Consider the following 1,284-nt stretch of genomic DNA (forward strand, 5'->3'; position numbering starts at 1 on the left):
GCGCCCGGCACGCGTCTGCCCTCAGCGTCCAAATGATTAGACTTTTTACTTACATGTTTTCCCGTAGGTAAATCAGGGCGAGAAGCCCTTGGGCTTCTTGCCAACTGGGGTTTTGTAGATGGTTCAATCTTTTACTTACATGTTTTGATGTATGTAAAAGATTGAATCGTTTTTTATGCCGAGAAGCCCTTGACCGCGCCCTCAAGTGTTCGTATAGTTCTTCCTCAACGCAAACGCCCTCCAATCGCCCCCACCCGCGTCGCCTGATCGGAGGACCGATGCTGTATGTTCCGACCGTAGTCTTCTCTCATCAAACCGCGCTTGAGCGGCTCCGGTCCGTGCCGCCTCAGCTCGACAACTCCGAGCCGTTCGAGGACGTGTTTCGTCCGAATGCGCATTCAACGAACACGCATGCTGCCAACAAACTCAATCTCAGCGAATTCGGCATCCGAGAAACTCCCGTAAATGTCCTCATCGGGTGCGATATGCGCCCAACGACGAGCCCCCGGGTACGCCCGCACAGCGCGGGGCTGATCGAGTACCCAGGCTGGCTTATAAAGAAGCTCACCGAGACCGTCTATTGCTGCGGGCCCGAGCTGGTATTTATCCAGCTCGCGTCTTCCCTTCCCCTCGTTGATGCCGTCGTGCTGGGCTTTGAGCTCTGTGGGTCGTACTCGCACTTTTCCAGCGCGATCTCCGGCTTCTACGACCGCAAGCCCCTGACCAGCGTGGAGAAGATCGCCTCGGCCATCGATGCCCTCAAGGGGCTCCGTGGCCTGCCGAAGGCTGTGGAAACCCTCAAGTGGGTCGCCGACGGGGCCCGTTCGCCGATGGAGACGGTCCTCGCTTGTTGCCTGGGCCTTCCCGCGAGCCTCGGCGGCTTGGGATTCTCGGCGCCCGTACTGAACCACAAGGTCGAGCTCGAGGGAATCGCCTCCAAACGCGCGGGATCAAAGAGCTGCTACATCGACCTCGCTTGGCCGGAGGGCGAGAGAGGGCTCGAGTACAACGGAGCGGCCTTCCACCCCAACGCAGCGAAGGATAGGCGCCGCATCGAGGGGCTCGAGCACATGGGCTGGTCGATCAACACCCTCGACCTCGCCGAGATGAGCGACTTCGGAAAGCTATGGGACGTTGCGGGGCTTCTTAAGGGCAAGGTTCAGCGAATCGAAGATGCCACGCCGATGTTTAGAGAAGCACGGCAGCTACACCATCAGCTCCTGGAATCCACGAGGTTCGGCCTCGGACTTGAAGGAGTGCTGTTCGGAGTGCCCGCGCAAAGAG

The 1,284-nt window shown here is 59.0% G+C and carries 1 pseudogene; it reads left to right on the forward strand.

The features are described from left to right. Positions 1-485: 485 nt before the first annotated feature. Positions 486-1,284: pseudogene (locus ACT84W_RS02915) on the forward strand (hypothetical protein); the annotation flags it as partial.

The organism is Paratractidigestivibacter sp. (assembly GCF_052362415.1).
Taxonomy (GTDB): Bacteria; Actinomycetota; Coriobacteriia; order Coriobacteriales; family Atopobiaceae; genus Paratractidigestivibacter.